The sequence below is a fragment of the Allobosea sp. 2RAB26 genome, from assembly GCF_052115465.1.
GTDB lineage: Bacteria > Pseudomonadota > Alphaproteobacteria > Rhizobiales > Beijerinckiaceae > Allobosea.
The window spans coordinates 1-21,628 of sequence record NZ_JBFRGS010000020.1 but is presented as its reverse complement, the minus strand read 5'-3'; the positions used below and the strand labels follow the sequence as shown (position 1 = coordinate 21,628).

Genomic DNA, 21,628 nt, shown 5'->3' with positions numbered 1-21,628 from the left:
TCCATGACGGTGGCGGCAGCGAACGCCCAGGCCCCGTCCCAGATGCCGCCGCCTGCCGTCGCCGTCCTCCAGGTCGAGCCGCGCGCCGTTCCGGTGGTCCGCGACCTGCCCGGCCGCATCGCCGCGACGCGTGTCGCGGAGGTCCGCGCCCGGGTCTCGGGCATTCTGCTGGAGCGCGTCTTCCAGCAGGGCACCCTCGTCAGGCAGGGGGACGTGCTCTACCGGATCGATCCCAAGCTCTTCGAGGTCAGGGTCGCGAGCGCGCAGGCCGCCCTCCAGAAGGCCAAGGCCGGCAAAGCCAATTCCGAACAGCAGCTCGCGCGGCAGAAGACGCTGCGCGAGCGCGAGGTGGCGAGCGGGATCAATTTCGAGAACGCGGAACTGGCCCTGGCTCAGGCCGATGCGGATGTCGGGCTGGCCGAAGCCGCGCTGGCGGAGGCCAAGATCAACCTGGATTACACCCAGGTCCGGGCCCCCATCACCGGCATCATCGGGGCCGCCCTGGTCACGGAGGGCGCGCTCGTCACCGCCGACGCCACCCAGAACCTGGCCTTGATCCAGCAGATCGACCCGGTCTACGCGGATTTCACGCAGTCGGCCCAGGAACTTCTGGCATTGAAGCGATCGGTCGACGCGGGCAAGCTCGCCAGCCCGGAGCCGGGCAAAGCCCGCGTCGAGCTGGTGTTCGACGATGGCGCGACCTATGCGCAGGCCGGTTCCCTGCTGTTCGCCAGTGCCAGCGTCGACGCGACGACCGGCCAGGTGACGCTGCGTGCCGAGTTCCCGAACGCGAAGGGCGATCTGCTGCCCGGCATGTATGTCCGCGTCCGTCTCGAGCAGGCGGTCCGGGAGGGCGCGATCACCGTGCCGCAGCGCGCCGTCGTCCGCACGCAGGAGGGGCGAGCCCAGGTCTACGTGATCTCCCCCGAGAATACCGCCGAGGCGCGCGACGTCGAGCTCGGTGAGGCGATCGACTCCAACTGGCTCGTCCTGTCCGGCCTCAAGGCCGGCGAAAAGGTCGCCGTCGACGGCGTCCAGAAACTCCAGTCCGGCGCGAAACTGGCGCCCGAGCCCTGGTCGCCCGCGACCGATAGTGCCGGCTCCAAGAGCCGATAGGTCCTGACATGGCACAGTTCTTCATTCGGCGGCCGATCCTCGCCTGGGTCTTCGCGCTGTTCATCTGCATCGCCGGCGCGCTGGCCCTGCCCTTCCTGCCGATCGCGCAGTACCCCAAGGTCGCGCCGCCGCAGCTGACGATCTCGACCGCCTATCCCGGCGCCTCGCCCCAGGAGATCTACCAGGGCGTGACCCGCCTGATCGAGGAGGAGCTGAACGGCGTCGCCGGTCTGATCTATTTCGAGTCGACCTCGGATACCTCCGGTTCGGTCTCGATCAACGCGACCTTCCAGCCCGGCACCGATATCGATCAGGCTTCGGTCAAGGTCCAGAACGCGATCAAGCGGGTCGAGTCCCGGCTTCCGCGGGCGGTCACCACGCAGGGCGTTTCCGTCGAGGAGGCATCCGCGGGCTTCCTGATGATCGTCTCGCTGACCTCGCTGGACGGACAGATGGACGAGGTCGCGCTCGGCGACTACCTCAACCGCAATGTGCTCGGCGAGCTTCGGCGCATCGAGGGTGTCGGCCGGGCCCAGCTCTTCGCGGCCCAGCGCGCCATGCGCGTCTGGATCGACCCGGTCAAGATGGTCGGCCTGAAGCTGACGGCCGACGACATCACGGCCGCGATCAGCGCGCAGAACGCCCAGGTGGCGGCCGGCCAGATCGGCGCCGCGCCGAACCCGATCAGCCAGGACCTGACCGCGACGGTGCTCGTCAAGGGTCAGCTCGCGAACACGGCCGAGTTCGGCGAAATCGTGCTGCGCGCCAATGCCGACGGCAGCACCGTTCGGCTGCGCGACGTCGCGCGCATCGAGCTCGGCGCGGAGAACTACAATTTCAGCAGCCGTCTCAACGGCAAGCCGAGCGCGGCGGTGGGCATCCAGCTCTCGTCCACCGGCAACGCGGTCGCGACCTCGCAGGCGATCCGCGACAAGCTCGCCGAGCTTTCGCGGTTCTTCCCCAAGGGCGTCGAGCAGTCGATTCCCTACGATACCAGTCCCTTCGTCTCGGCCTCGATCAAGAAGGTGCTCTTCACGCTGCTGGAAGCAGTCGGGCTCGTCTTCATCGTGATGCTGATCTTCCTTCAGAACATCCGCTACACCGTGATCCCGACACTGGTCGTGCCGGTCGCGCTGCTGGGCACCTGCGCGGTCATGTTCGCGACCGGGTTCTCGATCAACGTGCTGACGATGTTTGCGATGGTGCTCGCCATCGGCATCCTCGTCGACGACGCCATCGTCGTCGTCGAGAATGTCGAGCGCATCATGGCCGAGGAAGGCCTGTCCCCGCGCGCGGCGACGCAGAAGGCCATGGGCCAGATCACCGGCGCGATCCTCGGCATCACGCTCGTGCTCGCCAGCGTCTTCATCCCGATGGCCTTCTTCCCCGGATCGACCGGCATCATCTACCGCCAGTTCAGCCTGACCATGGTCGTCTCGATCCTGTTCTCGGCCTTCCTCGCCTTGTCGCTGACGCCGGCTTTGTGCGCGACGTTCCTGAAGCCGATCGCCAAGGGACATCACGAGAAGAAGGGGCTCGGCGGCTGGTTCAATCGCGGCTTCGACCGGGTGACCGCCGGCTACTCCCGCAGTGTCGTCGGCCTCGCGAAGCGGGCCGGTCGGGTCATGGTGGTCTATCTCGCGCTGGTCGTCGGGCTCGGCTACCTGTTCGTCAAGCTGCCCAGCGCCTTCGTGCCGAACGAGGACCAGGGCTATGTCATCGTCGATATCCAGGGCCCGCCGGAAGCCAGCGCCAACCGCACGCTCGCCTCGATCAAGCAGATCGAAGGCATCTTCCAGGCCGACCCCGCCGTCGCCAATGTCGTGGCGATCCAGGGCTTCAGCTTCTCCGGCAACGGCGCGAACGCCGCGCTCGCCTTCGTGACGCTGAAAGACTGGAGCGAGCGTGGCGCCGACAGCACGGCCCAGGCCGTGGCGGACCGCGCCAATGCCCAGCTGTTCAGCCTGAAGGACGCGACGACCTTTGCCCTGTCGCCGCCGCCGATCGAGGGATTCGGCACGACGAACGGCTTTGCCTTCCGCCTCCAGGACCGCGCCGGCGCCGGCCAGCGGGCGCTCGCCACAGCGGCCGCGGACCTGCTGGCCCGCGCCGCCAAGAGCAACGTGGTCACGGGCCTGCGCATCGAGGGCATGCCGGACGCCGCGCAGCTTCTGCTCGTCATCGACCGCGAGAAGGCCAACACGTTCGGCGTCACCTTCACCGACATCAACACCACGATCACCGCCAATCTCGGCTCGTCCTATGTCAATGACCATCCCAACGCCGGACGCATGCAGCGGGTGATCGTCCAGGGGCGCGACCGCGACCGTCTCCAGGCTGAGGACCTGCTCAAGCTCAACGTTCGCAACGCGCAAGGCGGGATGGTTCCGCTGTCGTCCTTCGCGATCGCGCAGTGGCAGAAGGGCGCTCCGCAGATCGTGGGCTATAATGGCTATCCCACCGTCCGGATCACCGGCGAGCCGGCTCCCGGCCAGTCCTCGGGCGCGGCCATCGCCGAGATGGAGCGGCTCGTTGCCGAAGTGCCGGGCGGGTTCGGGTTCGAATGGACCGGGCAATCGCTGGAGGAGATCAAGTCCGGCTCGCAAGCGCCCATGCTGTTTGCGCTCAGCATCCTCTTCGTGTTCCTGCTGCTCGCCGGTCTCTACGAAAGCTGGTCGATCCCGCTCTCGGTGATGCTGGTCGTGCCGCTCGGCATTATCGGTTGCGTGCTCGCCGTCATGCTGAGGGGGATGCCCAACGACATCTACTTCAAGGTCGGGCTGATCGCGATCATCGGCCTCTCCGCCAAGAACGCGATCCTGATCGTCGAGTTCGCCAAGGATTATTATGCCGAGGGCCGGTCGCTGCTGGATTCGGCGGCGGATGCGGCAAGGGTCCGTTTCCGGCCGATCATCATGACCTCGCTTGCCTTCGCGCTCGGCGTCGTGCCGCTGGCGATTGCGACCGGTCCGAGTGCCGCCAGCCAGAACGCGCTCGGCACCGGCGTGCTGGGCGGCATGATCTCGGCGACCGTGCTCGCGATCTTCTTCGTGCCGGTCTTCTTCGTGTTCGTGCTCAGGCTGTTCAGGGCCAGGCGGCCGGGCGACCAGCAGGAGGACGGCGCCGCAGAGGCTCCCGCAACAGAGACGCCGGCCCGGTCCCAGGAGCCAGCCGGCGGGGCCGCGATCACACCGGCACGTTCCTCTGCCTGATCTCCGAGCGAGGTCGCGCCCGGCTTCGGAGAGCCACGCCTGGCGCCCGGGGACTGCAATGAGGACGAGGCGGTTTCGTTCGCCGCCTCGTCCTCGATCGTCAACCTCGGATGAAGGCGAGGATGTCCTTGTTGACAATATTGGCGTGGGTGGTCGCCATGCCGTGCGGCAACTTGTTGTAGATATTCAACGTCGCCCGCTTCAGCAGCTTGGCCGAAAGCGGTGCGCTGGCGCCGATCGGGACGACCTGATCGTCATCGCCATGCATGACCAGAGCCGGCGCCTCGATCACCTTGAGGTCCTCGGTGAAATCGGTTTCGGAAAAGGCCTTGATGCCGTCATGCTGCGCCTTGGCAGCGCCCATCATGCCCTGGCGCCACCAGTTCTGGACGAGGCTGGGATCCGCCTCGACCCCGGCCCGATTGAAGCCATAGAACGGACCCGCCGCGAGATCGGTGTAGAACGTGCTGCGATTGGCGCCGAGGCTCCGCCGAAAGCCGTCGAAGACCTCGATCGGCAGGCCGCCGGGATTGCGGTCCGACTTGACCATGATCGGCGGGACCGCACCGATGAGGACGAGCTTTGCGGTGCGGCTCCGGCCATGGCGCGCGACATAGCGCGTCGCCTCACCCCCACCCGTGGAGTGGCCGATATGAACGGCGTTGCGCAGGTCGAGATGCTCGATGACGGCCGCGGCGTCGGCGGCGTAATGGTCCATGTCATGGCCCTCGCTGACCTGGCTGGAGCGGCCATGTCCACGCCGGTCGTGAGCGACGACCCGGAAGCCCTGCGCCAGGAAGAAGAGCATCTGGGCGTCCCAGTCGTCCGAACTGAGCGGCCAGCCATGGTGAAAGACAAGCGGCTGGGCCGATTTCGGGCCCCAGTCCTTGAAGAAGATCTCGACGCCATCCTTGGTCGTCACGTAGTTCATGCGTTGGCTCCTTCTGCTGTTGTGAGGGGGCGCGATGGCGGGTTGTGCGAAAGCAGGGAACGGAAGCGCTCCGGCCGCCGCCATGCCGGCCGTGCCGCGCAGGAGATCCCGCCGAGTGAGGTCGGGCGGGCAGGAAAAGGCTTTGTTCGGCATCGACGCCTCCAAGGCTAAAATATTCAGCGACGGCCTGAAGACTTCAGGAAGACGAATTCATCGCAGATGCCCCGAACCGTCGACCTCGAAACCGCGGAAACACTCACGCAACAAGCGGTTTTCGAGGCAATTCGATCCTGAAATTATTGTCGTTTTCGATCAATACGCCCCAGGTCGATCCACTCTATACAGAGGTATAGGATATAATACCTTTCGAATGATTTGATTTCAGCGCAGACCGGCCCAGCTTCGGATCATCCAAATGGAGGTCCACATGGGAAAACTGTCGAGCAAGATCGCCGTGATCACCGGCGGCAATAGCGGCATCGGCTTCGCGACGGCGCGCCTCTTCGCAGCCGAAGGCGCGAAGGTCGTGATCGTCGGACGGCGCGAAATCGCAGTCAACGAAGCGGTCACGGCACTGGGGCGTCAGGTCATCGGCCTTGCCGGTGACGTTGCCGATGTCGTCACGCATGAGCGTGTCGCCGCGCTGGTCGCGGAGCGGTTCGGAAAGGCCGATATCTATGTGGCGAATGCGGGCGGCATCCGCATTCAGCCCAGCTCCGCCGTGACGATGGCTGACTATGACGCGCAATTCCTCACCAACGCGCGCGGCACCTTCTTCGGTGTGCAGACGATGGCCCCCCTGCTGCGTGATGGCGGCGCGATCCTGCTGACGAGCTCGGTCGCGAGCCGCAAGGTGCTGGAGGGCCACGCGGTTTACGCCGGCAGCAAGGCCGCGATCGAGGCGTTCGCCCGCAACTGGGCGCTGGAGTTCAAGGATCGGCGCATCCGCGTGAATGTGCTCAGCCCCGGCCCGACCGACACACCGATCCTCGCAAAGCTCGGCGTCGCTCCCCAAGCGCAGCCGCAGGTCGAAGCGCAGGCCGCACGGATGATCCCATTCGGCCGGATGGGCAAGGCCGAAGAACTCGCGCAGGCAGCCCTCTTTCTCTGCTCCGCCGAGGGCGCATTCGTCACGGGCGTCAACCTCGCCGTCGATGGCGGCATCTCGCTGACCTGATCGCCGCAGAGGCCCTACGCCCTCCCCCGCGCCGAAAATCCCGATGATCGCGGCGCGGCGGCGGGATTGCCGCGCCCTCGCCTTCGTCAAGGCTGGAGCATCCCCGCCTTTCCCCCGGGAGCGGCGCTCCAACTCCGCGTCACCTAGGTGTCGTTTCCAAGAAGGTTGTTCAGTCTTGTCCATGGCGGCTTTCCGCCGAGGGCTGAGTGAGGGCGGGAGAGGTTGTAGTTGTCGGCCCATGGTCCGATGGCGGCGTGGCGCTCTGCCGAGCTCTGATAGGGTCTTGCATAGGCCCATTCGCGCAAGCTGGTCTGGATAAAGCGCTCGGCCTTGCCGTTGGTTCGCGGGGTGTAGGGCCGGGTGCGGACATGGCGGGCGCCGGCCTTTGCGAGCGCGGCTGCGAAGAGCTTCGAGCGATAGGCCGAGCCGTTATCGGTCATCACCCGTTCGACGGTGACGCCGAGACGACCGAACCAGGCGAGCGCGCGTTCGAGGAAGGCCGTCGCGTCGTCCCGGCCGAGGCTTGGCAGAACTTCGACGAAGGCCAGCCGCGAGGCATCGTCGATCGCGACATGGAGATGGTCCCAGCCGATGCCGCGATTGCGGCCTGGGCCGGTGCGGTTGCCGGTGATGCGGTGGCCGACGCCGTCGATCCGGCCCAGGCTCTTGATGTCGAGGTGGATCAACTCGCCCGGCGCGGCGCGCTCGTAACGCAGGATCTCGGGTTTCGGCTCCAGCGCCGACAATCGGTTCAATCCCAGACGGCGCAGGATCGCTCCCACGGTTGAGCGCGGCATGCCGAGCGCAGCCGCAATCTGCGGGCCGCTCAGCCGGCGACGCCTCAGCGCCTCGATCTCGGCAACACGCTGCACAGGCGTTGCATGCGGACAGTGATGCGGGGCTGAACTGCGGTCGTGAAACCTGCGCGCGCCGCCCTGCCGGTGCCGGCGAAGCCAGGCATGGGCCGTGCGGCCCGAGACGCCCGCCGCCAGTGCCGCCGCCTTGACCGACCAGCCCCCTTCGACCCGCTCTGCCAGCAGGGCTCGACCGCAAGGCGTCAAACGGGCATTCTGATGAACGTTCATCCGGGCACCTCCGGCGCAGGCGTTGGAGCTTCGCAACCCCAGCCTCTCAGCACCGGCCCGGATGAACAACCTTCATAGCTTCGACAGCTAGGCCGCCTGCGCCTCGCGCAGGCCGACGGGCAAGGCCTCCCAGGCCCGGATCAGTTCGCCGATGGAGGCGACCTCCATCTTCCGCATCAGGTTGCCCCTGTGCAGCTTGACCGTTACCTCGCTGATGCCGAGGTCGAAGGCGATCTGCTTGTTGAGACGGCCGCGCGCGACCTCCTGAATGATCTCGCGCTCCCGCGGCGTCAGGGTCCGCAGGCGCTCGGCATGGCCCTTGACCCTCGCCGCTTCCGCCCGTCGCGCCGCATCCAGCGCAATCGCGGCGCTGACGGCGTCCAGTAGCGTCTGGTCGCGGACCGGCTTCGTCAGGAAGTCGACCGCGCCGGCCTTCATGGCCTGAACGGTCATGGGGATGTCGCCATGCGCGGTCAGGAAGATGATCGGCTTGGGATGTCCATTCGCTGTCAGCTGGCGCTGGAGGTCGAGCCCGCTGGAGCCGGGCATGCGCACGTCGAGGATCAGGCACCCCGGCTTGTCGAGTGCGCCGGTCTCCAGCAAGGCCTGTGTCGATCCGAACGACACCGCCTGGAAGCCGGCCGACAGCATCAGCTCGGACAACGCTTCTCGCACCGAAGCGTCGTCATCGACGATGATGACGAGGGGCTGCTCCGCCTCGGCCGGGCGCTGGGCCGAGCGCGGCGCGGAATTTCGGGCAAGCGAGCGGTCAACGATCATGTCCACCTTCCACCTCTCTATTGACGCAAGGCTCTGGCGATCGCCGTGAGCAGGGCCTGGCCGTCGAAGGGCTTGCAGAAGAAGCTCTCCACGGCGCGCGCCCTGATCTGCCCGGCAATCTCGTGGCGCCCGGTGATGAGAAAGACCGGCAGGTTCGGGCGTTCCCGGTTTACGAGGTCACGCAGCTCGAAGCCGTCCATCCCCGGCATGCCGATATCGGTGATGAGGAGATCCAACCCGGAGAGGCCCGCCCCGATCAGCCCTGCCGCGGAGGGGAAGCTGCGAACCGCATAGCCGGCCGACTCGAGCAGGTCCTCGAGCGACTCGAGCAATCTCGGATCGTCATCGACCACGGCCACGACATGTCTCTGCTTGCTCACGCTCAGGCTCCTCCCATCCGGCGCGAATGCTGGATCGGGATTTCCAACCGCTCCGCAATTCGCACCAGGTCGGCGAGCGATGACGCCGACATTTTCTGCATGACGTTCCTTCTGTGGATCTGAAGGGTGACTTCGCTGATGCCGAGCGCGGCCGCCGCCTGCTTGTTGAGGAGCCCGCTCACCACGAGAGGCAGGACTTCGCGCTCCCGAGGGGAGAGCTCGCGATAGCGCTGCCTCAGCAGTGCGAGTTCGCCGCGCTTCGCCCTGGTTTCCAGATCCTGCGCGATCGCCGCGCGGATCGCGCTCATGAGCGCCACATCGCTGAAGGGCTTGGTCAGGAAATCGACGGCGCCATGCTTGATGGCGGCGACCGAGGACGGAATGTCGCCATGCCCCGTGATGAACACGATCGGCGGATGATTTCCCTGTGCGATCTGCCTTTGCAGCGCGAGCCCGTTGATATCGGGAAGCTCGACGTCGAGGATCAGGCAGGCCGGGAGATCAGGCTTGTCCGCGCCGATATAGTCGCCAGCCGTCTCGAACGGGATGGACCGGACGCCGTTTGCCGCCAACAGCTCGCCCAGCGCCTCCCGGAGAGCGGCGTCGTCGTCGACGATGAACACGATCATATCGTCAGCGGTCATGATCCGCCTTCGTTTCAACGGGCAGCGTGAAGATGAACGTCGCCCCGCCGGGCTGATTGTTCTCGGCCCAGAGACGTCCGCCATGGGTTTCGATGATTGTTCTAGAGATGGCCAAGCCCATGCCCATTCCATTGGGTTTCGTTGAGAAGAACGGCTCGAACACCTTTTCAGGCGCACCGATGCCCTCGCCCGTGTCCCGGACTTCGGTGCGGATGAGATCGTCGGCGCGCAGGCAGCGGATGCGAAGCACCCCGCGCTGCGCTGGCTCCATCGCCTCCAGGCCGTTGCGGATCAGGTTGACGAGAACCTGCTGGATCTGGACCCGGTCCAGGTCCAGCGGCGGAAGCCCGGCCTCGACGTCGATCTCGATGCGGATGCGGCGCCGGGCCGCCTCTTCCGTCATCAAACCCCGGGCCTCTTCGAGAATGGTGCCGAGCTGGCAGGGGTTTCGCGCCTCGCCCGTCTGCCTGAACAGGGCGCGGACCCGACCGACGACGTCGGACGCGGAATTCGCATCGCGGATGATGCGCTCGACGGTCTTCTGCGCCCGCTCCAGATTGGGCGGGTCCGAGGTGAGCCAGCGCTGGCAGGCATGGGAATTGGCGACCACGGCGGCGAGCGGCTGGTTGACCTCATGGGCAATCGAGGCGGAGAGCTCCGCAAGGCTTGCGGCCTGGGCTGCGCGCGCCAGGCGTTCCTGCGTGAATGTCAGCGCTTCCTGTGCGCGCACCTGATCTTCGATCTCGAAGCAGATGCCGTTCCACTGGACGATCTCCCCCTCGACATTTCGCATCGCCGCGGTTCGCGTCTCGACCCAGCGATACGCGCCATCCGCCCGGCGGAGGCGGTGTTTCATCGCATAGGAGGAGCCCGTCGCCAGCGAGAACCCATATTTCTCTTTGACGTCGGGGAGGTCGTCGGGATGGATGATCGTCTCCAGGGTACCGGCCAGTCGTGTCCTGCCCTCCTCATCCTTGTCCCCGAGCCCGAAGCCGAGAAATTCGCGCAGCTTCTCGCTTCGATAGATCGGCTCGCCGTTCGGTGCGGCGCAGTAGATGAGGGCCGGCAGCGTCTCGACCAGCTGACGCAGCGAACGTTCGCTCTCCCTGAGCGCCTCCTCCACCCGAAGCTGATCGTCGATGTCGTGGGACAGGCCGTGCCACTGGATGATGCTGCCGCCTTCATCGCGCAGCGGCTCCGCGCGCCCGTCCATCCAGCGATAGACACCATCATGGCGGCGCAGGCGGTAGCGCATCGAGAAAGGTTGGCCGCAGAGCAGGCATTGCTTCAATTCGGCCCATAGACGCTCGGCGTCGTCGGGATGGATGGCTGCCTTCAGGGCTGCCGCGTAAGGCTCCGTCTGGGGCTGTTCAAGACCGCCTTCGTCAAGACCCAGGAAATCGAGGAAGCGGCGGTTGAAGAAATTCGGCTCCCCGGCGGGCGTCAACCGCCAGAGGAAGCTCGGCACCAGATCGACCAGCCGCGTCAGTTCCTGCTTCCGGAAGTGCAGCTCGGTCTGCGTGGTGATCAGGTCATGGATATCGACGGATACGCCGTACCAGCGGACGATCTTGCCTGCGTCGTCACGCAGGGCTTCCGCACGCGTTTCAGTCCATCGATAGCTGCCGTCGGCTCGATGCTGAAGGTATTTGATATTGTAGGGCGTCCCCGTCGTGACGGATTTGATGAAGGTCTGTTCTGCCAGTTCCAGAAAATTGGGGTGGATCATCTTCCTCAACGAGAGAGCCCCATCCGGCGCCGTGACCGTCTCGAGCGTGGCGCCAGTCACCTCCATCATCCGCTTGTTGAGATAGGCGGGCCGGCCTTCCGCCGTCATGCTCCAGATCATGGCCGGGACCGTGTCGATCAACTGCGCGAGATGCTGCTCCCTCTCGCGCAGGGCGGCCTCGGTCTTCTTGTAGACGTCGATGTCGATCGAGGTGCCGAACCAGCCCGTGATGCGCCCCTCGCCATCCCGCGTCGGCCGCGCCGAGATGCGGTGCCAGACATAATGTCCGGTCGCGCGCAGCATCCGGTACTCGATGTTCCACGACTCTCCCGTCTTCAGACAATGGCGCAGGGTCGAGGCGGCCCTGTCGACATCCTCGGGATGGACACCGCGCATCCAGCCGGCCTCGCCGCCATCGATGAATTCGCGCTCGCCGAGGCGGCGGTTGAGATCCTCCAGGGCCATGTCGATGGCGATCTGGGCGGCGGGGGTCACATAGGTGAACTTGCCCATCGCGTCGAAAGCCCAGGCCTTGCCGTGCAGGCTCTCGATCACCTTGGCTGCGCTGACCGCGTCCACGGTCTCGCCGAGGGATTGCGCGATGGTCCAGCGGTCGCCCGGCCTGGAGACCATGGCGTCGACATTCACGCTGACGCCATAGCCCGGCTCTGCACGGAGTTCAGTCCAGCGATAGCTGCCGTCCAGTTGGCGCAGCCGATAGCTCGTCACCTGGGGCACGCCGGTCCAGAATGCGTAGGCCGCCGCCTGTGCGATCGCAGCCCTGTCCTCCGGGTGGACGGCGCTCTCGATCGCCTCGCCCGGAGCGGCTCCGATCCCGTCCGGACGGCCAGGCACCTGCCGCGATGCTGTCCCGATCCGAGCGCTGCGGCTGGTGGGCTCGGGGAAGACGAGGGCGGCGATGCAAGCGGCAACCAGGAGGAATGCCCCGAGCGACAGCGCGGCCTCCCGTATGGCGCCCGGGTATAGCAGGGCGGCGACGGTCGCACCGGCAATGGCGGTGAGCAGCGCGGCCCAGAGCGACACAAGCAGATAGCCGCGCGCATGGAGAAAGACTGCACCGAGCGGAGCCAGGAGGCCGAAAGGAGTTCCGGCCAGCCAGCATGCTGACAGACCCAGAGCCAGCGTCCCGATGATCAGGGCCGACGGCGTTCGATGAAGCGCTGCGATCATGGTCGGCTGCTCCCTCCGGAGACGGAATGCCTGGAAACCGTCACAGCTTCACTAGCACCAGTCCTCGAAGACACGGCTGGCAAACTCAGCGAAACCTAACGCTGGGACGGCTGCGCCGCACTTATGGAAATCCATGACTTGCACGTCGCCGTGCAAGCGGCCGGTCGCAGCGGGTAGCCGCCTCTCCTCCCGTTGCAACGCCACCGGGGCGTGCCGGTCCAGGCAGGGGTCCGGGACCGGGCGGGGATGAGCGCGCGCCAGCACCCGGCGCAGGATACCCGCCGCCGCTTTCCGCCTGGGCCCGTTGTGGCCTAGGCGGGCATGGCCAGCGAAAGACCGCTTGCACCGCATTGGTCATGGATCAGGTCGATGATCTCGTTCCTGGCGGATATCCCCATGGCGAGGCTCGCGACACGGAACTGCAACTCCACCTCGATTGCAGCCGCATCGATGGCCTTCAGGACAACGGCCGGCGCCGGGTCCTTGACGATCCGGGTGCTGGTTTCGAGCACGGAGCGCATGACGTCCTCGACGACGCGTGGCCTTTGCCCCGCGGCAAAGCGCAGGCTCAAGGTGATGAGATGCGACTCGTCAGGGCGGCTCAAGCTGGTCAGGCTCTGTTTGGCGAGCACGCTGTTCGGCAGCACGACGACATTGTTCACCCCGGTCAGCAGGTTGGTGGAGCGCCAGTTGGTTTCGGTGACACGTCCCGCAGTGCCGTCGCTCAACTGGACCCAGTCGCCGATCGCATAGGCCTTGCCGAGCGTCAGGGCGATGCCGGAAAAGACATCCCCGAGCGTGTTCTGCAACGCCAGGCCCAGGATGACGGCGACGACACCCGAGGTTGTCGCCAGGGTGGCTATCGGCATGCCGAAGACGAAACCCATGACCGACAGCGCCACGCCGAGATAGATGACGGCAATGGCCATGTCCAAGATGAGGTGGGCTTCCCGCGGCTTGCGATTGAGCCTGACATAGATGTGGATGAAGCCGATGATCGTCCAAGCGAGATGGGTCCACCAGAGGATCAGCGCCGATTTGGCGAGCAACGCGGCAAAACCCTCGGTGTAGATGCGATCGGGCTGATGTGGAGCGATGCCTCCAATGCCGAGCATCAGGCTCATGCCGGTGAAGAACAGGATCTGGACGATCAGGCGACCGGTCGGTCGGTTGCAGCCCTGAACGTGCCACACGACGATGCCGGCAGCACCGAGCACGTTGATCAGGACAAGCGAGAGGAAGTGGTCATCACCGAACATGGGGGATTCACCGATAGCGGTTGGTCATGTCGAAGGACGGCCAGGCACCGGATCGGGCGCCCGGATCGTGCAACCGGATCGGGAAACCGGATCGTCCACCTGGCCTGTCCCTCTATTTCTTGAGCGGGAATGTCAGCTCCTGCTGGGCGGTATCGACCACGAAGACCGCGAGGAGCTTTGCGGGTTGCGTCTTGTTGGCATTCTCGCTGACGCCGTGGCGGTCTCCCGGCAGCTCCGAAAAGCTTTCGCCGGCCCGATAGTCTTTGACGGGGCCATCATTGACCTGACTGCGGATCACCCCTTCGAGGACGGTCGCGTAGATGAAGGCGGAGGTCGGATGGGTGTGGCCCTCCGAAAAGCCGCCCGGAGCGTATTCCACGAGAACGCCCCTCATGCTCTTGCCGGGCACGTTCGGCAGGACGTGGTCATAGACCAACGTGACCTTTGCGCCCTTTCCGCCACCGGGCGTGTCATGCGCAAGGGCCGGCCCCGACAGGAGGGCCGTCAACACGACCGCAGACCCTAACAGCTTGATCATATCCAGAGTCCTTTCATGGTTCAGGCACCGGGCCGTCTCAGATGAGGCCCATGCGCAGGTGGTTACTTTCGCGGCGCTGTCGCGAACCAGCGATCGAACTCGATGCGGCCGAGGCGGGGCTTATCGTCGGAGACGAGTGAGCCGTCCTCCAATCTGGTCCCGAAATACTGGGCTTCCGGATCTGCAACGACGGCGCGGCTGTCTCCGATCGCCTTGAGGTAGCGCGCGACGAAATCGCAAAGCCGCGCGCGCTCCGGGCCGGCGATTTCGATGATGCCATTGGCTGGGGCGGCCAGAGCGGCCTCCGCCACGAAATCGGCGACATCGTCGGACGCGATCGGCTGCAGATTGCCCGTCGACAGACGGGTCGTGTCGCCGACCGTGCCGGCCTGGGCGATGCCGCCGAGGAATTCCAGGAACTGCGTGGACCGCAGGATCGTGTAGGGAATGCCGGATTCCCTGACGATCTTTTCCTGCGCGACCTTGGCGCGGAGATAGCCGCTATCGGGCAGCCGGTCGGCGCCGACGATGGAAAGCGCGACATGGTGCTTCACGCCGGCTTGCCTTGCCGCAGCCATCAGGTTCCTGCCCGAAACCTGGAAGAATTCGAGCACGGCCTTGTCCTCGAAGGACGGTGAGTTCGCGAGGTCGATCACGACCTCGGCCGCCTTGAGGGCCTCTGCCAGACCTTCCCCGGTGATCGTATTGACGCCGGTATTGGGGGCAGCCGCAATGACCTCATGCCCCTGCTTGCGCAGTCGCTCCGCGTTCTTCGATCCGATCAGTCCGGTGCCACCGATAATGATGATTTTCATGAGATGTCTCCTTTCGCGGCCGTCCATGCGGCACGCCGTTCGATAGACCCTGAGTGCGAACGGCCTCATCGAGGTCAGGCTCGTCGGCCAAACCGGGCATGGGCTTGAAGGCTGCACACCCTGGTTCGGCCCCACCCCAAAAGGTGGTCAGTAGTCCCAGAAGACCGGGACGAAGCGGAAGGCATCGCCCTCGACCGCCACGCGGCCGACAGAGGGGAACGGCAGGTGAGTGGCCACCAGCTGCTCGCCGGTCGCGGCGAGCTCCGTCAAAAGGCGGACACGAACGCGGGCCGCCTCCTCGGGGTCGTGTTCGAAACCGTTATGCCAGTCGGGGTGGTCGAACCCGACCGCGAAAACGGCATCTCCGGCGAATGTCAGGCGGTCTGCGCCGGATGCCAGGCGGACGACGCTGTGCCCGGGCGTGTGGCCGCCGGTGCGTTGGACGACTACGCCTGGCGCCACCTCGTGCTTCTCATCGAACGGCCGCAACTGCTCACGGTAATCTTCCGCGAACCGCTTGGCGGCCGACCGAAGCGCATCCGGGAAACCCGCCGGCATGTTGACGTGCGTGAAGTCGGGCGCCTCCCAAAACTTCACCTCGGCGGCCGCCACATGGATCCGCAGGTCCGGGCGCAGTCGGTCCTTCACCCCGTCGACGAGGAGCCCGCCGATATGGTCCATGTGCATATGGGTCAGCACCACGTCGGTGACCGACGCGAGATCGATGCCGGCCGCCTCCAGTCGCCTGACCAGCTGCCCGGCCCGCGGCAGGTTCAGGTTCGGGTCCAGGCCCAGCCCGGCGTCGATGAGGATGGTCTGGCTGCCACTGCGGACCACGACCACGTTCAGCGACCAGTCGAAAGCGTCGGGCGGCAGGAACATGTCGTTCAGCCAGGCTGCCCGCGCGGCCGGCTCGGCGTTGTGCCCCAGCATCTTGGTGGGAAGCGGCAGCACCCCGTCGCTGACCACCAGCACGTCAATCTCGCCGATCCGTACCGCGTAGCGCGACGGCACCAACTCTTCGGGCCCCGGCTTGGCGGGGCGTGAGGCGATGTCCAGGCTCATGTCTGTCTCCTACTGACCACCGTTCTATTCACGGTATCGACGACGCTAGGTTGAGCTGTCCAAGCGGTCGATTGGGTCTGAGGATAGGGTGAACCATACCATGTTATAGGTCCGCATCATCAGCTGACGGGTGTCGAATACTGGGCGAATTCTGCGACACGGCGGCGGACCATCGGTCGCGAATGGCGATCGCCGGAACGCAAGCCGGAGCGTCAGACGCGGCGTCGCCCCTTGGCTTCCGGGAGCGCGCCGCCAACCTTGGCTCGGCCCGGGTGATGGAGAAGGCAGGGCTCAAGCGCGAAGCCCTTCTCCGACTTTGGACCGTTCATCCGAACATCAGCGACGAGCCACGGGACTGTTTCAGTTACGCCAGGATCAGATGAGCAGCGTCCTCAGGCAAAGCTTCGCGGCAGAATTCCGATCTGAAACCGTCGCTCACCCCTGCATCATGCGCTGCCGCCTCAGATCGGCAACACGGCGTCGGGCTTCACATCGGCCACCAACGCGTCAGTATGGATCTCCCTGACGCCCGGCAAAAGGCAGGATCACCCACTCCAGACAACCCTGAAATAGCGCTAGGCTTCAGCCTCATGGACCTGCCCGATCTTCCGCCTGACTACGCCTTTCCGCGCCTGCCCCGGACCCAGGAGGCCAGCGACTTCGCCTTCGAGGCCAAGCGCGAAGCGATGGGGCCTCATATCCGTCGCCGCTGGCCCTGGGACGAGGCATTCCAACGGGGCCTTCACCAGCGCCGCGTCGAGGACAAGCCGTTCTTCCTGATCAGGCGCGCCGGCCAGTCGATCGGGACGCTATCCCTGATGGTGATGCCGGATCATGTCCGGTTCGGCGAATTCTATCTCCTGCCGGCCTTTCACGGACAGGGCTCGGGCACGGCCATTCTGCGTCATTGCCTTGCGCTCGCGGACGCGCTTGCCCTGCCCGTGCGGCTGGAACACCTCCACTGGAACCCGGTTCGCTCGCTCTATCTCAGGCATGGCTTTGCGGAGACCGGGCGTTCCGAGACCCATTGCTTCCTGGAGCGATCGGCTCCGCGCAGCCCTGCCTGAACCCGGGTTCGGCCGCACCAGTGGTGGGTACTTTTGCGGCAGGCCGGACCGCGTCAGGCCACCGGATGATCAGCTCGAATGATCAGAAACGATGGGCGCCGGACATGGTCAGCCAGCTTCGGCCATTGCTGCAATGAAGCAGGATCGGGCCCAGGTTCGAGGAGCCGATGGATGATCAAGCCAGCGTCGATTAGGGCATTTACGTAGCTGGCGACGGTACGATGTTCCCTTGGCGTGTCGGCACCGAGCCAGCGTACAAGCCGCGGTCCCTCATCAAGATAGCGATCCACCGGCCAATGCTGCCGGGTGCCGTCAGCCGCCTCGGCCCATTGCCGGGAGGCGCACGTCATAATCGGGTGCTCAACAGAGAGAATGAAGCTTCCTCCTTCTCTCAACCACCCTCTGACACGTCTCGACAGTGTCACGAAGTCATGGATGTAGTGCAGAGCAAGTCCGCTAACGACGACATCAGCGCTGCGATCGGGAAGCTCGACATCCTCGATCCGGCTTATCTCATAATACGCACGAGCGTCGCCACCGAGCTTGATCGCCTCTCGGATCATCTGCTCCGAAGCGTCGAAGGCCTTCACCGAACGCACGTCTTGTTCGAGAGCCAATCGTGCCAAGCCGCCGGTACCGCAACCCAGGTCAACGACATCCTTTCCTTGAAGCGGAGGCATCAACGATAGGAACGCGGGCTGCTCGATAACCTCATTAGGGCGCCCTGGCCGGGATCGCAGTTTGCTATAAGCAGCGCTGACCAGAGGATCATCGTAGAGCGCTCGATCGACCATGTTCAGTGCTGCTCCCGTTGTCGGAGCCCATGATGAAGGCGACGAGCCAGGCCCGCAACGGGCGATCCTGCTCTTCGATTCCGGTTCGCAAGCTGACGTCTCATCGGGCGCCAACCTGCGATAGCCCGCCCCTGGCAGATCGAGGATCAGGTTGAACCGCTTCGCAGACTTCCGACCCAATCGTCGCTTACCCTGCGCCATGCGCTGCCGCCTCGGATCGGCCGCTGGGAATCGGGCTTCACATCGGCCACCGATGCGTAGGTATGGGTTTCCGCGACGCCCCAACCCGGTCAGCCTCGGTAAAGCCGGCAGGACCTGCCGTCCTTCACAGGCGGTATCGGCTGGACGCCGGGATGCTCGCCGCAGCAACCAGCTTCTGCGCGGCGATGAGCGCCTCCAGGCGGTTATGGGCGTTCAGCTTGGCCATCAGCGTGGTCATGTGGCTCTTTACGGTCTTGTTGCTGAGCGAAAGCTCGCGCGCGATTTCGCTGTTCATCATCCCGCAAAGCAGGAGCCTGACGATCTGCTCCTCGCGGACGCTGAGCCTGTTGCAGGCCGGCTTCTGTCGTTCGAGCGCCTTGTCCTTCAAGGCGCAGATCAGCTTGGTCGCGAACGAGGGACTGACATAGACATCGTTCCGCTGCGCGCATTGAAGGGCCTGAATGAGGTCGTCTCCCGGGCCGCCTTTCAGGACATAGCCCTTCGCCCCGGCATCAAGGGCCCCGATCGCATCATCCGTGCTGGCCGAGGCCGTGAACACGATGATCTTCGTCTTGGGGGAGATCCTGGATGCCTCCGCAATCGCCTTGAAAACATCCCCTGCCATGCCCAGATCGACGATCATGTCATCGGGCTGATGGGTGCAGGTGATAGAGACGATATCGTCCGCAGCGTTCCCGGTCGCGGCGAGCGCGAAACCGCCCCGTCGTTTCAGAAACGCAGCGATCCCCTCCATCAACATCGGGTGATCATCGACTATAGCGATCGATCGGTCCGCCATGACCCTGCCCCCATAGATTTATTACCCCGAAGCAATATTGTCTATTACTGCTGTGCAATTTCATTTGAATATCGTAATATAGAGAATTATACTTATAGATTCACATCATAAGACTACCATATATCCCAAAACACCAATTGATACCTCCTCAAGCGTGAAAGTGCTTTTGGTCAGAGTGTGGCTGAAGTTCCGATTGCCGGCGAACGCCGCAAGAATACGAACTGCGGCTTGATCAGAACGACTTCACGACTCACGCGACACAGGCACCTGGCTATGAGGAGCAGGCTAGCGAACGCGAAATGACGCATCGATGACGCCCAGTTAACAGAATTGTCATTTTCGCGGGAACCGAAGAGGAGGTTTTATTCTGTCCCAGAACTGCGCTTTGAAGCCGCGCATTGCAGCCCTGAGGCAAGCGCATGGTTTTCGCAGGCGAACGACGAGACTAACCACTCCCAAAGTTCGTAAAGCGCGCGGTTCATTTTGTGCTACAGTGGCGGAGCATTTCGCAATGGGCCGCGGCAGCGTCTTCGCCAGCCTTCAGGAGTGCACAGGAGGGCTGCGCACAGTTGAAACTCCTGATCGTCGAAGATGACGTCCGCACCGCGGCGATCCTGCGCAAGGCCTTCATCGAGGAAGGCTTTGTCGCCGACATGGTGCATGATGGCCTGGACGCCGTCACGGAAGCCCCGGGTGGACGCTACGATATCGTCATCCTCGACGTGAACCTGCCCGGCATGGATGGCTGGCAGGTGCTGCAGGTGTTGAAGCAGGCCGACCAGCGCATGCCGATCCTGATGCTGACGGCGCAGGATGCGATCGAAAAGCGCGTCAAGGGCCTGACTCTGGGCGCTGACGATTACCTGACAAAGCCATTCGCCTTCGCGGAACTCCTTGCACGCGTCCGGACAGTCTTGCGCCGGGCCAGTTCCGTTCCTGCCGAGATCCTGCAATTCGATGATCTGAAGGTCGATCCCCAGCGCCACAAGGTCACTCGCGGCGGCACGCCGATCCCGGTTTCGCCCAAGGAAATCCTGCTGCTCGAACTGCTCCTGCGCCATCGCGGCGATGTGCTGTCTCGAACCTTCATTGCCGACAAGGTCTGGGACATGATGTTCGACTGCGACAGCAATGTCGTGGACGTCAACATCCGCCGCCTGCGACAGAAGATCGACGACCCCTTTCCCCGCAAGCTGATCCACACCATCCGCGGGCGCGGCTATGTCATCCAGTAGCCTGCTGAGCCGCTGCGTGCCAGCATCGATCGCAGGCCGCCTGACGGTCTGGTTCTGCGCCTCGGCCTTCACTTTGGTCCTGGTGGCCGCCTTCGTCCTGTACGATGCCGTCCGCGCGACGGTGCAGTGGACGGAGGATCAGGTTCTCGAGCAGCACCTCATCGAAATACGGTCTCTCCTGCAGACGTCCAAGCCCGACACCGCCATGATCGCGCATGAGCTGAGCGAGGCCGCCGATGGGCCCCGCCAGGTCCTGATCCGTGTGTTGACGAATCTTCCGGACCTGGTGCTGGCGACACCGGACATGGACAAGCGGCTACCGGCCACGCGCTTCCAGACGCCAGCCCCCGGTGCAACGCCCCATTATGAAACCATTACTGAAAACGGCTTCAGGTTTCGGGCGCACAGCGCGCTTGTGCCGCTGCAGGCGGAAGGCTGGCCAAAGGACACCGTCGTCCAGGTCGCCATGGATACGACACTCGATGACATGGCGATCGACCGCTTCAGGGACGTGCTCGTCACGGTGATCTTGCTGTCCGGCGCATTATGCGCCCTGGTGGGCTGGTTCATCATTCGGCGCCAGCTCTCGCCGCTGCGGCGCGTGATCCACGCAACCGCGAGCATCGAGCGCGCGACGGCGAATGAGCGCCTCGTCACGGCCGGCCTGCCGACGGAGCTGGCCCATCTCGGCCTGGAATTCAACCATATGCTCGACCGGCTCGAGGGCGCCTATTCGCGTCTCCGGCAATATGCCGACAACGTCGCCCATGAACTGCGCAGCCCCATCAATCGCATGCTGCTGAATGTCGAGGTGGCGCTCTCGAAATCGCGCGACGAGGCCTCCTATCGCGACGTTCTGGAGAACACGCGAGACGACATGCAGACTATGGCGCAGATCGTCGACAATCTTCTCTTTCTGGCCAGGGCGGACAGCGACGAGGTCCAGCTTCAGATGGAGCCCGTGCGCCTCGCCGAAGAAATCGCAAACGTGCACGAGTTCTATTCGGCGCTGGCCCAGGAGAAGGGCATCGAGCTCCAGATCAGAACCGATCCCGAGCTCGTGATCGTGGGCCACGCCATGCTGCTCAGGCGAGCCTTGAGCAATCTCTTGAGCAACGCCCTGTCGCATACGCCACCTGGCCAGTTCATCGACATCACAGCCCATCGCGACGGCGACAGCGTGGTCGTCGCTGTCGCCGATGGCGGCGACGGCATCGAGGCTGAGGACCTGCCCTATGTCTTCGATCGCTTCTTCCGCGGCGACCGCTCCCGATCGAGCTCCGAGCGACGGCTCGGCCTTGGACTGTCGATCACGAAAAGCATCGTGGCCATGCATCACGGCCTGATTGCGGTCGTCAGTACCAAAGGCGTCGGCACGCGTTTCAGCATGACGTTTCCGGCCTCGATGCGCGCGCATGGCTCGTGATCGCGGCGCTTGAGCAGAGACGTGTCCCGGTCGCCTCACCTCTCCTTGAAGATCCTGTTGGCGTGGTCGGCGAAGGGTTTCGTCAGGAACGAGAGCGCGGTGCGTTCCTCGGTGGTGATGAAGACCTCGACCGGCATTCCGGGCTGGAGCTTGCGGTCGCCGAGGGCGGCGACGAGATCGCCGT

18 protein-coding genes are annotated in these 21,628 nt (G+C 64.7%); 6 read left to right on the top strand and 12 right to left on the bottom strand.

Going from position 1 to position 21,628, the window contains the following annotated elements; all coding sequences use genetic code 11:
• Positions 1-3: 3 nt before the first annotated feature.
• Both AB4118_RS28345 and AB4118_RS28340 read left to right on the top strand, forming a co-directional pair.
• Positions 4-1,116, top strand: a complete 1,113-nt coding sequence (locus AB4118_RS28345) for an efflux RND transporter periplasmic adaptor subunit (protein ID WP_441492964.1) — start codon at positions 4-6, stop codon at positions 1,114-1,116.
• Positions 1,117-1,124: 8 nt separating this feature from the next.
• Positions 1,125-4,328 (top strand): multidrug efflux RND transporter permease subunit, encoded by a 3,204-nt coding sequence (locus tag AB4118_RS28340; protein WP_441492887.1) that lies wholly within the window; start codon positions 1,125-1,127, stop codon positions 4,326-4,328.
• 100 nt (positions 4,329-4,428) lie between these two features.
• Here the strand turns inward: AB4118_RS28340 and AB4118_RS28335 are convergent, their stop codons facing one another.
• Positions 4,429-5,259 (bottom strand): alpha/beta fold hydrolase, encoded by an 831-nt coding sequence (locus AB4118_RS28335; protein WP_441492886.1) that lies wholly within the window; start codon positions 5,257-5,259, stop codon positions 4,429-4,431.
• A gap of 427 nt (positions 5,260-5,686) precedes the next feature.
• Between AB4118_RS28335 and AB4118_RS28330 the strand changes: the two genes are divergently transcribed.
• Positions 5,687-6,436 carry an SDR family NAD(P)-dependent oxidoreductase gene (locus tag AB4118_RS28330; RefSeq protein ID WP_441492885.1) on the top strand — a complete coding sequence of 250 codons (750 nt, stop codon included), beginning with the start codon at positions 5,687-5,689 and terminating at the stop codon, positions 6,434-6,436.
• Between the two features lie 143 nt (positions 6,437-6,579).
• Here AB4118_RS28330 and AB4118_RS28325 read toward each other — a convergent pair whose 3' ends face one another.
• From AB4118_RS28325 to AB4118_RS28285, 9 genes are all read right to left on the bottom strand, one after another.
• Positions 6,580-7,521 carry an IS481 family transposase gene (locus AB4118_RS28325; protein ID WP_441492884.1) on the bottom strand — a complete coding sequence of 314 codons (942 nt, stop codon included), beginning with the start codon at positions 7,519-7,521 and terminating at the stop codon, positions 6,580-6,582.
• 87 nt (positions 7,522-7,608) lie between these two features.
• Entirely contained in the window at positions 7,609-8,301 is a 693-nt protein-coding gene (locus tag AB4118_RS28320; protein WP_441492963.1) for a response regulator transcription factor, read from the bottom strand.
• Between the two features lie 17 nt (positions 8,302-8,318).
• Complete coding sequence (locus AB4118_RS28315; protein ID WP_069881415.1) at positions 8,319-8,681, bottom strand: response regulator; 363 nt, start codon at positions 8,679-8,681, stop codon at positions 8,319-8,321.
• A gap of 2 nt (positions 8,682-8,683) precedes the next feature.
• Entirely contained in the window at positions 8,684-9,325 is a 642-nt protein-coding gene (locus AB4118_RS28310; RefSeq protein ID WP_441492883.1) for a response regulator transcription factor, read from the bottom strand.
• Entirely contained in the window at positions 9,315-12,245 is a 2,931-nt protein-coding gene (locus AB4118_RS28305) for a PAS domain-containing protein (protein ID WP_441492882.1), read from the bottom strand. Before AB4118_RS28305 ends, AB4118_RS28310 begins: the two co-directional genes overlap by 11 nt.
• Positions 12,246-12,556: 311 nt before the next feature.
• Positions 12,557-13,504: a mechanosensitive ion channel family protein gene (locus tag AB4118_RS28300; protein ID WP_441492881.1), complete on the bottom strand. Its 948-nt coding sequence runs from the start codon at positions 13,502-13,504 to the stop codon at positions 12,557-12,559.
• A gap of 112 nt (positions 13,505-13,616) precedes the next feature.
• Positions 13,617-14,042, bottom strand: a complete 426-nt coding sequence (locus AB4118_RS28295; protein WP_441492880.1) for a cupin domain-containing protein — start codon at positions 14,040-14,042, stop codon at positions 13,617-13,619.
• A gap of 62 nt (positions 14,043-14,104) precedes the next feature.
• Positions 14,105-14,857, bottom strand: a complete 753-nt coding sequence (locus tag AB4118_RS28290) for an SDR family oxidoreductase (protein ID WP_441492879.1) — start codon at positions 14,855-14,857, stop codon at positions 14,105-14,107.
• Between the two features lie 147 nt (positions 14,858-15,004).
• The gene (locus AB4118_RS28285) at positions 15,005-15,922 is read right to left on the bottom strand and encodes an MBL fold metallo-hydrolase (protein WP_441492878.1); all 918 of its coding nucleotides are present in this window, start codon (positions 15,920-15,922) and stop codon (positions 15,005-15,007) included.
• Positions 15,923-16,512: 590 nt separating this feature from the next.
• Here AB4118_RS28285 and AB4118_RS28280 point away from each other — a divergent pair.
• Complete coding sequence (locus AB4118_RS28280; RefSeq protein WP_441492877.1) at positions 16,513-16,989, top strand: GNAT family N-acetyltransferase; 477 nt, start codon at positions 16,513-16,515, stop codon at positions 16,987-16,989.
• Positions 16,990-17,042: 53 nt separating this feature from the next.
• Here the strand turns inward: AB4118_RS28280 and AB4118_RS28275 are convergent, their stop codons facing one another.
• The gene (locus tag AB4118_RS28275; protein WP_441492876.1) at positions 17,043-17,783 is read right to left on the bottom strand and encodes a class I SAM-dependent methyltransferase; all 741 of its coding nucleotides are present in this window, start codon (positions 17,781-17,783) and stop codon (positions 17,043-17,045) included.
• Positions 17,784-18,108: 325 nt separating this feature from the next.
• Positions 18,109-18,783, bottom strand: a complete 675-nt coding sequence (locus AB4118_RS28270) for a LuxR C-terminal-related transcriptional regulator (RefSeq protein WP_441492875.1) — start codon at positions 18,781-18,783, stop codon at positions 18,109-18,111.
• A 569-nt stretch (positions 18,784-19,352) separates the two neighbouring features.
• Here AB4118_RS28270 and AB4118_RS28265 point away from each other — a divergent pair.
• Positions 19,353-20,018, top strand: coding sequence for a heavy metal response regulator transcription factor (locus AB4118_RS28265; protein ID WP_441492874.1), 666 nt, complete (start codon positions 19,353-19,355; stop codon positions 20,016-20,018).
• A gap of 16 nt (positions 20,019-20,034) precedes the next feature.
• Complete coding sequence (locus tag AB4118_RS28260) at positions 20,035-21,444, top strand: heavy metal sensor histidine kinase (protein WP_441492873.1); 1,410 nt, start codon at positions 20,035-20,037, stop codon at positions 21,442-21,444.
• The last annotated feature ends 184 nt before the right edge of the window (positions 21,445-21,628 follow it).